Source organism: Actinacidiphila sp. bgisy144 (genome assembly GCF_057708105.1).
Genome location: NZ_JBYIRM010000031.1, coordinates 51,660 through 64,441 on the forward strand (window position 1 = coordinate 51,660; position 12,782 = coordinate 64,441).

A 12,782-nucleotide genomic window follows, 5' to 3' on the forward strand; every position below is an offset into this window, starting at 1 on the left:
GGACGGGCCCGCGCACGCGCAGGCACGCAGACGGGCGGCACGCGGCCGGCGGACGCCGCGACAGCCGGGGCCACGGCCGGCGGCACGCCGGCTGCCGCCCCGGGCCCCGGTGCCGGCACCGGTACGGCGGCTGCCGCCGCGGCACCGGCCGGGCCGCCCGGCTGGTCCGTGCTGCCGCCGATCCAGCGGGCGCTGGCCCGCCCGGCCGGGCCCTCGGTCGCGGCCGCGCACTTCGGCGGCACCCTTTCGGCGTGGCAGAACCCCTCGTTCACCGGGGAGTTGGCGCACGTCGTGCTCGACGACGCCCCGACCGGGGTGATCCGGGACGTGCTCACCCCGGCACCGGCCGCCGCGCCGGGCAGCGGCCATCCACCGATCTCGCTGCCGGTGGCCGTGGTCGGCGACCACGACCACGGTGGTGACGCCGGCGGCGGCTCGCCGCGGGCCACGCCCGGACCCGCCGTGCAGCGCACGGTGGCCGCGACGCGCGCCGCCGGGCCCCGCGTGGTGCCGTTGACGGCGCCGGCCGCGGCGCCCGCCGCACCCCCGGCGCTCACCCGGGCGCCCGCACCGCCGGTGGCGCGCCGCGCGCTGCCCGCGGTGGCGAAGGCCCCGGCAGCTCCGGCCGCCCCGACCACTTCGGCCACGCCTCCCGGCGGCGGTACGAGCGGTGGGACCAGCGGCGGGTCGGACGGCAACGGGCCCGGCGCACCGGGCGGTTCGCCGGGATCGGGCGGGTTCGGCGGTCCGGGTGGGAGCGCTCCGTCCGGGCCGGCACCCGCACCCGCACCGGCTGCCGCACCGGTCCAGCGGCAGGCCACCCGTACGGGCGGCACCGCGGCCCCGGCATCCGGCTCGTCCGCCGTACCCACGGCACCCTCGACACCCGCGGCACCCGCGGCACCCGCGCCTGCGAGCGCCCCGGCTGCCCTGCCGGTGGCGCCCGTTCAGCGGCAGGCCGCGCCTTCCACGGCGTCCGGCACCCGCCGGGCGGGACTCGGCGCGCCCGTCTCCGGTCCGGGGGCCGCGCCCGCGGCGCCCCAGGTTCAGCGACGCACGGCCGCCGCCACGTCCCCGGCGAAGCCGACGCCTCCGGCGTCCGCGCCCCAGCGCACGACGACGGCACCGTCGACCTCGGCGTCGACTCCCGCCGCCGGCCCGCCGGTTCAGCGCAGCGCCACCGCGCCTGCGGCACCCTCCGCGTCCGGCGCCGCGGCATCCGCTCCCCCTGCGGCCACGACGCCGACGACGCCCGGCCGACCGGCCGCCTCGGCTCCGGCCGGGACCGGACCGACTCCGGCCGTACCTCCGGCGGTCCAGCGCAGCACCACGGCGTCCGCAACCCCGGCGACCCCGGCGACCAGCCTCGACGCGCCCAAGTCCGCCGCAAACCAGCCGACTTCCGCACTCCCCGTCTCCCCGCCGCCCGGCACCCCGTCGGCTCCGGCGAGCCCGGCGGCTCCTCGGGCAGCAAGGGCACCCGGTCTCGGCGCGCCCACGTCGTCGTCCAGGCCCGGCCCGGCTCCCGCCGCGTCCCCGGCGGTCCAGCGCAGCACCGCCGCCGGGCCGACGTCCCCGCCGCCCCGGGCCACCGGCCTCGGCGCGCCCACGTCCGCCGCAGCCGCGCCTGCCGCACCCTCCTCGGCCGCGACCGGCTCGACTCCGGCCGCACCTCCGGCGGTCCAGCGCAGCACCACGGCGTCCGCAACCCCGGCGACCCCGGCGACCAGCCTCGACGCGCCCAAGTCCGCCGCAAACGGGCCGACTTCCGCGCTCCCCGTCTCCCCGCCGCCCGGTGCCCCTTCGAACCCTTCGACTTCTTCGACCTCTTCGACCTCGGCAGCAGCGCCAAGTTCCGCCGCCCCGCAGCCTGTTCAGCGGTCCGCCGCCGCGCCCGCCGCACCCAGCGGTGCCGCACCCCGGCAACGGCCGTTGCTGGGCGCCCCCCTGTCCTCGCCGCCGGCCGGTGCGAAGCCGCTCACCGGCCGTACGGTGCAGCGCTCCGCGACCACGGCCGCGCCCGCCGTCCGGCCGTCCGCGACGCCGCCGGCCGCCCCGAACGCGGCTGCCGCGCAGGTCCGTTCGCCGGGCGCGGCGACCACATCACCCACCGCGCCCGCTCCCGTGACCGCACCCGTCCAGCGCAGCGCCGCTCCACCCGCTCCCCCGGCCCCGGCCACCACAGCTGCACCGGCCGCCCCAGCCGAACCGGCCGCCCCCGCGACTGCGGTCAGCACCCCGGCAAGCCCGGCGCCGACCGCCCCGGTCGTCCAACGCGCCACCGTCGCACGCCCGTTGGCGTCCGCCCGGCCGGTGCGGACCACGCTCCGCCCGATCCAGCCCGCCGGACCAGGGCAGCCGACCGCGCCCGCGGCCGTGCCGCTGCGCCCCACCGGACCGGCCAGCACCCCCGCAGCAGCCCCCGCCCCTGCGGTCCAGCGCAGCACCACCGCACCCGCATCCGCACCCACCCCCGCGCCGGCCGTCGCGGCGCCCGCACCGGCCACCGGCCCGGCCGGGCCCCGCACGGTGGTCCAGCGCGCGGCGTCGGCCGCGGCGGCCGCCGCCGTGGCGCTCCGCGCGCCCGCCACCCCGGCCTCCGCGCCGAGCCCGAGCCCGGACCCGCGCCCCACCAGCACCGGCCCGGTGCGGCACGGCGCCGACGCGCTGCCCTTCACAGGCGTCGCCGAGGCGTTCCCGACCGCGGCCCCAGCGGCCCCCACGACACCCGCAACACCCGCAGCCCAGTCGCAGGCCCGGTTCCAGGTCCAGCGCACCCCGGCCGCCCCCGCGGCGTCCGGCGCCGCCGTACCGCCGGCCGTGCCGCTCGGGGCCGTACGCACCGCCGCCGCGGCCGCGCAGCCGTCGGTCCAACGCGTTGTCGCCGCCGTACCGTTGCGGTCCGCGCGCCCCGCACCGGCCGCCGTACCCGCGGCGGCGCCCGCGCCCGTACAAGCGCCCACCCAGCCCGGCCGACCCGGTCAGCCGGACCAGCCCCCGGTCCAGCCCCCCGTCCAGCGCGCGATGGCCCCCTCGGCGCCCGCGGCCCCGCCCGCCGACGCCCAGGCGGTGCGGTCCATCCAGGCGCTCCAGGCCGCGCAGGCCGCACAGACCGCGCACGCCGGCAGCGCCCCGCAGGCCACCGCGCCGCTCAGCCCCGTACGGACCGCGCCCACGGCCGAGTTGCCGGTGCAGCGGGTGCCCGCGACGCCGACCACCACGTCGCTGGCGAAGTTCGTCAGCCCCCAGCGCACCGCGGAGGCGCGGGTCACGGCCGTGACGGCCCACCGGGACGGCGGAGGCGGCGAGAACAAGAGCGGCGGAGGCGGGGGCGGTTCACACCCTCCGTCCGATCCGCCGCCCGCGTACAGCCCGTTCGACACCCGCACCTCCTCACCTGCGGGGGACGAGTCGGGCGCCGGCTTCGACGCCCGTACGCTGTCCGATGGCCAGGTCGACGAGTTGACGCACCGCCTGATCGGCCCGCTGTCCCGGCTGCTGCGCACCGAACTGCGCATGGACCGGGAGCGGATCGGCAGGTTGCGTGACTCCCGCCGCTGACCGCGCCGCGGCACCGCCACGTCCGCGGCGCACCCGCGCAGTGCCCGTACCCGCGGGCCCGTACCCGGGCCCACCCGACTCGTCCGCAGAAAGGCAGTGATCGATGGCCAGCGAGCTCGACCCCGGCTCAACCATCTTCTTCAACCTGACCATCGACGGCGAGAGCCTGGGCGTGTTCAACGGCTGCGAGGGGCTGGGCTCCTCCGTCGAGATCCACCAGCACCAGGAGGGCGGCAACAACGGCTTCGTGTGGAGCCTGCCGTCCCGGGTGACGTTCTCGAACATCACGCTCACCCGGCCGCTCACCCCGGACACCTCGAAGGTGGCGGCCTGGATCACGTCCATCACCACCGGCGTGACCCGGCCCACCGCGCAGATCGCGGCGCTGCGCGCGGACGGCTCGGTCGTCGCGCGCTGGGGGCTGATCGACGTGCTGCCGGTGAGCTGGCGCGGCCCGTCGCTCGACCCGAACAGCCCGTCGGTCGCCAACGAGGTGCTGGAGATCGCCCACCACGGCTTCACGGATGCGGGGGCGGCGTAATGAGCAGCGTCGGCGCGGGCAAGAGCCTGGTACGGGCCTCGCTCGCCATCCACCAGCCGCCGATCGGCTACAGCACCACGCCGGGCGGCCTGATCAAGAACTTCGACTTCGACTTCAACCCCTCGGAGCTGTCGCTCACCCGGCGGGCGCAGTGGAAGACCACGCCGACAGCGGCCGTCCGGGACGGCTCGCTGCCGGAGTTCATGGGGCCCGAGCCGCGGGAGATGTCGGTCGAGATCTTCCTCGACCGGTCCGACGACCCGAACAGCAACGACGTGCGCAAGAACGTGGAGGCGCTCTTCTCCTGCTGCGAGGTGACGTCGGCGAGCATCGAGGCGAAGCAGCCCTCGACGCCGTGGGTGGTCTTCCAGTGGGGCTCGTTCTCCACCGCCCGGTTCACCGCGTACGTCTCCTCGGTGGAGGCGTCCTACACCCTGTTCAGCACCACCGGTACGCCGATCCGGGCCACCTGCCGGGTGCAGCTCAACGAGATCCCGAGCAACACCCTCGGCCAGAACCCGACGTCGGGCGCGCTGACCGCCCGCCGGGTGCACCGGGTGGTGTCCGGCGACTCGCTCCAGCACCTGGCCTGGCGGGAGTACGGTGACGCCACCGTGTGGCGCACCATCGCCGAGAGCAACGGCATCGACGACCCGTCGCGGCTGGAGCCGGGCACCGAACTCATCCTGCCGGCCGCCGAGGAGGTCGGCCTGCGATGACCAAGATCGGCTACTCCAACGTCCTGCACGTCACGATCGGCGGCGCGCCGCTGACCCCGACCATGGCCACGCTGCTGGTCGGCGGCTGGGTGGACTTCGGGGCGGGCGTGCCGGGCGCGTTCCAGCTGACCTTCCGCGACCCGAAGCGGAAGGTGCTCGGCCAGGTCGGCGCCAAGCTCGGCGCGCCGGTGGTGCTGGCCCCGGTCGCCGACGGGCAGGGGGCGCAGTCGCCGCTGCTCACCGGTGAGATCACCGGGCTGGAGACGGACTACGACGGCACCGGCACGTTCAGCGTGATCCGCGGCTACGACCTCGGGCACCGGATGCTGCGGCAGCGCCGGGTGGTGGCCTACCGCAACATGACCGCCTCGGACATCGCCCGCAAGCTCGCCGCGCAGGACAAGGTCCCGATCGGCAAGATCGAGTCGACCAAGACGCTGTACGAGTTCATCACCCAGGCCAACGTCACCGACTGGGACTTCCTGAGCCGGCTCGCGGACGAGAACGGGATGGTGATGTCCCTGAGTTCCAAGGGCACCTTCCAGTTCGAGAAGCCGGACCCGGCCTCGGGTGCGCCGCCGGTGAGCACGCCGAGCGACAAGAGCCCGTACGTGCTGGAGGCGGGCGTCGACATCCTGCGCTGCCGGTCCGCGGTGACCTCCGCGGACCAGGTGAGCAAGGTGGAGGCGCGCGGCTGGGACGTGACGACCAAGCGGGACCTGGTGGGGCGGTCCACGGCCGCGGACAACCCCGGTATCAAGATCGGCACCAGCCCGGCGGCGGCGGTCACCGCGTTCGGGCCGGCGACGCTCGTCGAGACGGAGATCCCGTACGACAAGCAGGGCGAGGTGACGAACGCGGCCAAGTCGCTGTCGGACGACGTCACCAGCTCCTTCGCCGAGGTGGAGGTGACGGTGCACGGGAACCCGAAGCTGCGGCCCGGGGTCCCGGTGGCGCTGGCCGACGTCGGCGCGCCCTTCGAGGGCAAGTACACGGTGACCGCGGCCCGCCACACCTTCGGCGCGGGCCGGCACTACGAGACCTGGCTGACCGTCAGCGGCCGGCAGTGGCGGTCGCTGTACGGGCTGGCCTCCGGCGGCAGCGGCGCCGCCCCGGCGGGCGCCTCCCGGCTGCCGGGCGTGGCCAACGCGCTGGTCACCGACATCAAGGACCCGCTCAAGCAGGGCCGGGTCAAGCTGCGCTTCCCGTGGCTGGACGACACGTACATCAGCGACTGGACCCGGACCGTGCAGTTCGGCGGGTACGGCGGCGGCGGGCTGATCGGCCCGGACGTCGGCGACGAGGTGCTGGTGTCCTTCGACCGGGGCGCGCTGGACCACCCGTTCGTGATCGGCGGGCTGTACAACGGCAAGGACAAGCCCGGCAAGTCGGATGTCCAGCCGTACGACGCGACCAGCGGCCGGGTGGTGCGGCACACCCTCGCCGACCGCAGCAACAACCGGGTGGACCTGCTCGACCAGCGGGTCGGCGGCAAGCGCGGGGTGCGGGTGAGCTCCGGTGACGACCGGCTGGTGATCAACCTGGACCGGACCCGCACCGAGATCACCGTGGACAGCAAGGGCTCGGTGAGCATCAAGGGCAGCCGGTCGGTGTCGGTCGAGGCGGGCGCCAACCTGTCGCTCAAGGCGGGCGGCCGGATGTCGCTGAAGAGCGGCGGTGTCCTCGACATCGAGGCGGGCACCATCAGTGCCCGCTCGCTGGGAGCGGTCGCGATCAACGCGCTGGCCGCGCTGGAGCTGAACGCCGTGGGTGTCGCCACCGTCTCCGGCGAGGGCGCGCTGATGCTCAGCTCGCCGCTGGATGTCACGGTGGACGGAACCAACGTCATGCTGCTCGGCGTGGTCACCGCCAACGGGATGCCGGTGGTGTGATGGCAGAGCAATTCGTCGGTACCGGCTGGGCGTTCCCGCTGCGGATCGGCCCGGGCGGCGGCATCGCCATGGTCAGCGGCCAGGCGGAGATCGAGGAGGCGATGCGGCTGGTGCTCGCCACCGCGCCGGGCGAGCGCCCGATGCGGCCGGAGTTCGGCTGCGCCATCCACGAGATGGTCTTCGCGCCGGTCAACGAGGCGACGGCCGGCCGTATCCAGCACGAGGTGTACACCAGTCTGGACCGCTGGGAGCCGAGGATCGAGGTGGAGGACGTGGAGGTCACCGCCGGTGACGCGCAGGGCGTGCTCTACATCGACGTGCGCTACTCGGTGCGGGGCACCAACAACCCGCGCAGCCTGGTCTTCCCCTTCTACACCATCCCCTCGCACGACATCCCCGACCTGCCCGCCTCCGCCAGTTCCTCCCCCGGCCTCCCCGGTTCCCACGCCCTCCCCGAAGGGTCGTCCACGGGCTCCCGGCCGGCCACCGAAAGCGACCGCTGATGGCCCTGCCCTCCCCCAACCTCGACGACCGCCGCTTCCAGCAGTTCGTGGACGACGCCAAGCGCTACATCCAGCAGCGCGCCCCCGAGTGGACCGACCACAACGTCTCCGACCCGGGCATCACCCTGGTCGAGACAGTCGCCCACATGGCCGACCAGGTCGTCTACCGGCTCAACCGGGTGCCGGAGAAGAACCATCTGGCGTTCCTCGACCTGATCGGGATCACCCTCTTCCCGCCGACGGCCGCGCGCACCGACGTGACGTTCTGGCTGTCCGCGCCGGTGGACGAGCCGGTCCGGCTGCCGGCCGGCACCGAGGTCGCCACCTCCCGCACCGAGAACGAGGAAGCGGTGGTCTTCGCCACCGAGGCCGAACTGACGGTGGTGCCGTGCTCGTTGGAGTACCTGGTGATGCAGCACGGGGAGAAGGGCGCGGTGGACCGCACCTCGGACCTGGCCGAGGGCGGCGACCTGCTGTGCTTCAGCCAGTCGCCGCGGCCGGGTGACTGCATGCTGCTGGGGCTGTCCGCGGCCGTGCCGAACTGCGCGGTCGCGCTGACCCTGGACAGCCGGGTGGACGGTGTCGGTGTGGACCCGCGGCAGCCGCCGCTGGTCTGGGAGGCGTGGACCGCGGACGGCTGGGTGGAGTGCGAGGTGGACCGGGACGGCACCGGTGGCCTCAACCGGCCCGGCGAGGTGGTGCTGCACGTGCCCGGCGGCCACACCCCGTCCCGGTCCGGGCGGCGCGAGGCGGGCTGGCTGCGCTGCCGGGTCACCGAGCCGCTGACCGGGCAGCCGTTCTACACCACCTCGCCGACCGTGCGGTCGGTCGAGGCGTTCACCATCGGCGGCACCACCGGCGTGGTGCACGCCGAGACGATCCGCGACGAGATGCTCGGCGAGTCCACCGGGCTGCCCGGCCAGCGGCTGCGGCTGGCGCACTACCCGGTGGTCGGCGACGTGCCCGCGATGCTGCTCCAGGTCACCGACGACAACGGCTGGGTCGACTGGGACGTGGTCGGGCACTTCGCCGCGTCCGGCCCGTACGACCGGCACGTCACGCTCGACGCGGCCACCGGCGAGATCGCCTTCGGCCCGGCCGTGCGCGAGTCCGACGGCACCCTGCGGCAGTACGGCGCGGTGCCGCCGATGGGCGCCGCGATCCGGGTCCGCCGCTACCGCACCGGCGGCGGCCGGGCCGGGAACGTCGCGCGCGGCGCGATCCAGGTGCTGCGCAACTCGGTGCCGTACGTCGCCGAGGTGGTCAACCGCGAGGCCGCCAAGGGCGGGGTGGACGGCGAGACCGTCGACGAGGCCAAGGCCCGCGCGCCGATCACGCTGCGCGCCCAGGACCGCGCGGTGACGCTGCGGGACTACGAGGAGCTGGCCCGCCGGGCCGCGCCGGAGACCGCCCGGATCACCTGCCTGGCCGCCGACCCGGACGAGCACGGCGCCCACGCGGTGCGGGTGCTGGTGGTGCCGCAGGCCGTCACCGACCTCGGCGGGCGGCTGCGGTTCGAGCAGCTGGTGCCGGACGACGCCCTGCTGGAGCGGATCACGAACTACCTCGACGACCGGCGGCTGATCGGCACCCGGCTCGCGGTCGGCCCGCCCTACTACCAGGGCGTCACGGTGGTGGCGACGCTGCACGCCTTCCGCGGCACCGACACCGAGATGGTCCGGCAGCGCGCGCACGACGCCCTGTACCGGCACCTGGACCCGCTCACCGGCGGCGCCGGCGGCACCGGTTGGGCGTTCGGCCGGCCGGTGCAGGCCGGCGAGGTCTTCGCGGTGCTCCAGCGGGTGCCCGGCGTGGAGCTGGTCGACGAGGTGCTGCTGCACCCGGCCGACCCGCTCACCGGCAAGCGCGGCGACCCCACCGAGCGGATCGACCTCGAACCGCCGTCCCTGGTCTTCTCCTTCGACCACCGGGTGCGTGTGATCGGGGGCCAGGAGTGACCGCAGGCGTCGACTTCGGCAAGGCGACAGCGCCCGGGCGGCGCGGCTCGATCGACGGGCTCGGCTCGTCCGCGCCGCTCGGCGCGATGCTGCCGGCCGTCTTCGCCGAGGACGACCTCGCGCAGCGCTTCGTCGCCGGTCTCGACGAGGTGCTGGCGCCGATCCACAACGTGCTGGACTGCCTGGAGGCGTACTTCGCGCCGTCGCTGGCCCCCGCGGACTTCACCCGCTGGCTCGGCGACTGGGTGGGCGCGGAGACCGACGGCGTCGAGGACGTCGCCGCGCTGCGCCGGGCGGTGGCCGCCGCCGCGCGCCTGCACCGCATCCGCGGCACCCGGCGGGGCCTGGCCGAGGTGGTGCGGCTCGCGTTCGGTGTGGAGCCGGAGATCAGCGAGAGCGGCGCCGCGGACTGGGACGCGCGGCCGCTCGGCCCGGTGCCCGGCGAGCAGCGCCCGCACCTGCACGTCGCGATACGGCTGCCCGGTGCCGGACCGTCCGACCAGGTGCGGCTGGACCGCCTGGTGGCGGCCGCCCGCCCCGCCCACATGCCCTACACGGTCGAGGTGACCGCGGTTGAAAGGACCTCCGAAGGTGACCGGACGTAGCTATGACGCCCAGCCGCCACGGGCGCGGACCTGCGCCGAGTGCGGCACGCAGGCCGGTCCCGACCAGTCGTTCTGCGACGGGTGCGGGGCGGTGCTCGGCTGGGCGGACCGGCCCGCCGCGGCGGCCGCGCGGCGCGCGGAGCCGGCGGCGAGCGCGGCGGGCGGCGGGGGTTCGTCGTCCGCCGGCGGCGCGCCGGGCACCCCGCCGGGCGCGGGCGGCGGCTCGGGTGCGGGCGGCAGCGGGTCGGGGTCCGGGGCCGGTTCCGGGTCCGGGTCCGGGGCCGGGGGTGCGGGGCCGCTGCCGCCGCACGCCGGCACGGGCGCCGGCGGCCGCGGCTCCGGCGGCGGGCAGGACGTGATCGGGGATCCGGGCGACAAGTCCGCCGGCCCGGTCGGCGGCACGGGCGCCCCCCAGGAGGGCTGGACGGCGCCGCCGCAGAGCCCGGCCCCGCCGGCCCGCTGGCGCTCCGCGGTGAGCCTGCCGGGGCAGCCGCAGCCCGACACGGCCCCGCCGGTCGCGCCCCGGGCGGGCACCGACCCGATGGAGGACACCCTCGAACAGCCGCCGGCGATCCCGCAGTTGCCGCCGCAGCCGCAGCCCGACCAGCAGCAGTACGGTCCGCTGCGCGCCTACGACCCCTACGCCCAGGCCCCGCAGCACGAACCGGAGCCGTACGAGCCCGAGACGTACACACCCGAGTCCTTCGCGGCGGCCCAGGCGGGGTACGCGGCCGAGGCGCCGTACGAGCAGGAGGAGCAGCCGGAACCGCCGCAGCAGCCGCAGCCGCAGGCCCAGTCGGCGGAGGAGCGGGCCCGGGCGCTGCTGATCCCGGTCGCGGACCCGACCCAGCGGCCGCCGACGGCGCCGTCGGTGGGCGCGGTGATGCCGGGCCGCCCGGTCGCGGCGCGGCCGCTGGTGCGTACGCCGGGCGCGCTGCCCGACGACGACGGCCCGGTCGGCTGCCCCTGGTGCGAGACCGGCAACCGCCCCGACCGGCACTTCTGCCGCCGCTGCGCGATGCCGATGGCGGGCCGGCCGTACGACGAGCGGGCGCGGCGCCCGTGGTGGCGGCGGGTGCTGGACTTCTTCCTGCGGCGCCGGCGGGAGGCGCCGTGGGCCGGTGAGCGGCCGCGGCTGCGCCGCAACCTGGGCCGGGTGGTGACCTGGCTGTTCGCCGCGGCCGCCGCGGTGGCGGTGGTGATCGGCGCGATGCACATCCCCGCCGGGGTGCAGGCCACGAAGGACCACTTCGCCAAGCGGGCGCCGGTCGTCCCGGACTCGGTGCACGCGTCGCGCTCGTTCAAGGACCACGGCCCGAAGCTGGCGTTCGACGAGTTCAACAACACCTGGTGGGGGCCGGGCATCTCGGAGTCCGGGGCCGGCCAGTGGCTCCAGGCGGACTTCCTCCAGCCGGTGCACCTGCTGAACCTCGTCATCACCCCCGGCGAGTCGACGCAGCCGACGGACCTGTCGAAGTCCGCCGAGCCGCACCAGCTGGACGTCACCCTGACCACGTCCGACGGGAAGACCCACGTCCGCCACGTCACCCTGGACCAGGGCAGCGGCGGCCAGACCGTCTCCTTCCGCGCCGACAAGGTCACCTCGGTGCGCTTCACCGTGCAGTCCTCCTACGGGACCGACGCGAAGAAGCAGGTGGCGATCGCCGAGATCGAGTTCTTCGGCCCGAAGCACTCCAACTGACCGCCGGCTGAGGCGGGAACGCGGGCGGTCGTACGGTCCCCGGGGCCGTGCGGCCGCCCGCGCCGCGTTCAGGTCGCCGGCAGCGGGCGGCGCAGCAGGTAGGCCGCGACCGTGCCGGACATCGCGATCACACAGGCCACGAAGACCAGGCCCGCGGTGCGCAGCCCCACCCCCACGGCGAGCGCGCCGATGCCGACCACCGGCAGCGCGATACCGACGTAGGCGGCGACGAACAGCGCGGAGATCGTCGCGCCGCGCCGCTCGGCGGGCGCGACCCGGCTCACCGTGGCCACCGCGCCGCGGAACGCCATGCCCTGCCCGATGCCGCTGACCACCGCGCCCGCGACCAGCAGGCCCAGGGACTCCGCGAGCAGCGCGCCGCCGATCAGCACCAGCCCCGCCATCAGCACCAGGCTGCCCAGCGGCAGCGCACGGGCCACCCCGGTCCTGACCACCAGCGACTGCCCCACGGTGGAGGCGAGGAACACCGACAGCACCACGGCGCCGGACACCGCCAGGTTGGACACCCCCAGGTACTGCGCGGCGAACGACGGGGCGATCGCGGTGAACAGCCCCATCACGGAGAAGCCGGCGAAGGCGGCGAGCGCGGCGGGCGCGAACACCCCCCGCACCTCGGCCGGTACGGCCATGCCCTGCGGGCGCAGCGGGGGCCGCGGGTCGCGGCGGCGCACCGTCTCCGGCATCGCCCACACCACCGCGGCGCAGACCGCGAGCAGGCCGAGGTGCACCAGGTAGGGCAGCCGCAGCGGCTCGGGCTCGTACTGCGCGAGCAGTCCGGCGATCATCGGGCCGCAGCCCAGCCCGCCCATGTTGGCGGCGGTCGCGGCGAAGGAGGCCCGCCCGCGCTGCTCAGGGGCAGCCAGTTCGGTGACGGCGGCGGTGCCGGCGCCGGAGAACAGCCCGGCGGCGAAGCCGGACAGCAGGCGCCCGGCGAACAGCAGCGGCAGCCCGCCCTCGACCACGAAGCAGACCGCGCTCAGCGCGGAGAGCACCAGCCCGGCCAGCAGCACCGGCCGCCGCCCCAGCAGGTCGGAGAAGTTCCCGGCGACGAGCAGCGCGGCGATCACACCGCAGGCGTAGACGGCGAAGACCACGGTCACCATGAACTCGGAGAAGCCGAGCTCCTGGCGGTACAGGCCGTACAGCGGGGTCGGCAGCGTGGTGCCCGCCATGCCCACCGCGAAGACCACGGCGGCCAGCGCGTACCAGGGCCGTACGGGGCGCTGTCCCGCGTCGGAAGGCGTCATCCCTTCACGGTAGGGGCTGCGGCGGCGCGGCGG

General features: G+C 76.1%; 11 protein-coding genes. 8 read left to right on the forward strand and 3 right to left on the reverse strand.

The genetic code is table 11. The features are described from left to right. Positions 1-1,166: 1,166 nt before the first annotated feature. Entirely contained in the window at positions 1,167-1,745 is a 579-nt protein-coding gene (locus tag AC3EVP_RS29110) for a hypothetical protein (protein ID WP_435134947.1), read from the reverse strand. A gap of 129 nt (positions 1,746-1,874) precedes the next feature. Beyond that, positions 1,875-2,591, reverse strand: a complete 717-nt coding sequence (locus AC3EVP_RS29115) for a hypothetical protein (RefSeq protein WP_435134950.1) — start codon at positions 2,589-2,591, stop codon at positions 1,875-1,877. Between AC3EVP_RS29115 and AC3EVP_RS29120 the strand changes: the two genes are divergently transcribed. The 8 genes from AC3EVP_RS29120 (at position 2,569) to AC3EVP_RS29155 (ending at position 11,481) form a co-directional block, all read left to right on the forward strand. Next, positions 2,569-3,561, forward strand: coding sequence for a hypothetical protein (locus AC3EVP_RS29120; RefSeq protein ID WP_435134953.1), 993 nt, complete (start codon positions 2,569-2,571; stop codon positions 3,559-3,561). The genes AC3EVP_RS29115 and AC3EVP_RS29120 overlap by 23 nt on opposite strands. 103 nt (positions 3,562-3,664) lie before the next feature. Continuing rightward, positions 3,665-4,102, forward strand: a complete 438-nt coding sequence (locus AC3EVP_RS29125; RefSeq protein WP_335972148.1) for a phage tail protein — start codon at positions 3,665-3,667, stop codon at positions 4,100-4,102. After that, positions 4,102-4,821 carry a CIS tube protein gene (locus AC3EVP_RS29130; RefSeq protein WP_435134956.1) on the forward strand — a complete coding sequence of 240 codons (720 nt, stop codon included), beginning with the start codon at positions 4,102-4,104 and terminating at the stop codon, positions 4,819-4,821. The genes AC3EVP_RS29125 and AC3EVP_RS29130 overlap by 1 nt, the downstream gene beginning before the upstream one ends. After that, positions 4,818-6,713 (forward strand): VgrG-related protein, encoded by a 1,896-nt coding sequence (locus AC3EVP_RS29135; protein WP_435134958.1) that lies wholly within the window; start codon positions 4,818-4,820, stop codon positions 6,711-6,713. The genes AC3EVP_RS29130 and AC3EVP_RS29135 overlap by 4 nt, the downstream gene beginning before the upstream one ends. Further along, the gene (locus AC3EVP_RS29140; protein WP_335972143.1) at positions 6,713-7,216 is read left to right on the forward strand and encodes a GPW/gp25 family protein; all 504 of its coding nucleotides are present in this window, start codon (positions 6,713-6,715) and stop codon (positions 7,214-7,216) included. Before AC3EVP_RS29135 ends, AC3EVP_RS29140 begins: the two co-directional genes overlap by 1 nt. Then, a complete protein-coding gene (locus tag AC3EVP_RS29145; RefSeq protein ID WP_335972141.1) occupies positions 7,216-9,174 on the forward strand; it encodes a putative baseplate assembly protein in 1,959 nt (652 codons plus the stop codon). The genes AC3EVP_RS29140 and AC3EVP_RS29145 overlap by 1 nt, the downstream gene beginning before the upstream one ends. Positions 9,175-9,260: 86 nt before the next feature. Beyond that, positions 9,261-9,779 carry a phage tail protein gene (locus AC3EVP_RS29150; protein ID WP_335972234.1) on the forward strand — a complete coding sequence of 173 codons (519 nt, stop codon included), beginning with the start codon at positions 9,261-9,263 and terminating at the stop codon, positions 9,777-9,779. Next, positions 9,766-11,481: an NADase-type glycan-binding domain-containing protein gene (locus AC3EVP_RS29155; RefSeq protein ID WP_435134961.1), complete on the forward strand. Its 1,716-nt coding sequence runs from the start codon at positions 9,766-9,768 to the stop codon at positions 11,479-11,481. The genes AC3EVP_RS29150 and AC3EVP_RS29155 overlap by 14 nt, the downstream gene beginning before the upstream one ends. Before the next feature lie 68 nt (positions 11,482-11,549). On the opposite strand, the gene AC3EVP_RS29160 is transcribed toward AC3EVP_RS29155, so the two are convergent. After that, complete coding sequence (locus AC3EVP_RS29160; protein ID WP_435134963.1) at positions 11,550-12,749, reverse strand: MFS transporter; 1,200 nt, start codon at positions 12,747-12,749, stop codon at positions 11,550-11,552. Positions 12,750-12,782: the final 33 nt, after the last annotated feature.

Excerpts from the sequence above, each read along its gene's own strand:
- AC3EVP_RS29130 (WP_435134956.1), top strand. The coding sequence starts at position 4,102 with ATGAGCAGCGTCGGCGCGGGCAAGAGCCTGGTACGGGCCTCGCTCGCC.
- AC3EVP_RS29135 (WP_435134958.1), top strand. The coding sequence starts at position 4,818 with ATGACCAAGATCGGCTACTCCAACGTCCTGCACGTCACGATCGGCGGC.
- AC3EVP_RS29145 (WP_335972141.1), top strand. The coding sequence starts at position 7,216 with ATGGCCCTGCCCTCCCCCAACCTCGACGACCGCCGCTTCCAGCAGTTC.
- AC3EVP_RS29150 (WP_335972234.1), top strand. The coding sequence starts at position 9,261 with ATGCTGCCGGCCGTCTTCGCCGAGGACGACCTCGCGCAGCGCTTCGTC.
- AC3EVP_RS29140 (WP_335972143.1), top strand. The coding sequence starts at position 6,713 with ATGGCAGAGCAATTCGTCGGTACCGGCTGGGCGTTCCCGCTGCGGATC.
- AC3EVP_RS29125 (WP_335972148.1), top strand. The coding sequence starts at position 3,665 with ATGGCCAGCGAGCTCGACCCCGGCTCAACCATCTTCTTCAACCTGACC.
- AC3EVP_RS29160 (WP_435134963.1), bottom strand. The coding sequence starts at position 12,749 with ATGACGCCTTCCGACGCGGGACAGCGCCCCGTACGGCCCTGGTACGCG.